This window comes from Segatella copri, assembly GCF_003465495.1.
Classification (GTDB): Bacteria; Bacteroidota; Bacteroidia; order Bacteroidales; family Bacteroidaceae; genus Prevotella; species Prevotella copri_G.
The window spans coordinates 943-1,211 of record NZ_QSAV01000115.1 but is presented as its reverse complement, the minus strand read 5'-3'; the positions used below and the strand labels follow the sequence as shown (position 1 = coordinate 1,211).

The window sequence follows — 269 nt, the reverse complement described above, 5'->3', positions numbered from 1 at the left end:
ATTCGGTGGCGATTGAGCCTCGTTCGTTGATGTTTCCTCTCGATTGGGAATTGTTGCAGCCACATTCTCAACGATAGCTCTCAACTCTGGATTCTCCACATCATCAGTGCAGAGGGAACTGCGGGTGCTTGGATTGACTTTATTGCCATACGTAGATGGTTTAACAAAATCCAAATACTCTTTTTCCATCAGCTCCTTTTGCTCAGGAGCCAAGACTGCATCTTTTGTTCTTGCCATAACTTATGCTGTTTTATTTGTTAGTATTTGGC

The 269-nt window shown here is 43.1% G+C and carries 1 pseudogene; it reads right to left on the bottom strand.

The features are described from left to right. Positions 1 to 237, bottom strand: a pseudogene (locus DWV53_RS15305) (DUF3408 domain-containing protein); the annotation flags it as partial. Positions 238 to 269: the final 32 nt, after the last annotated feature.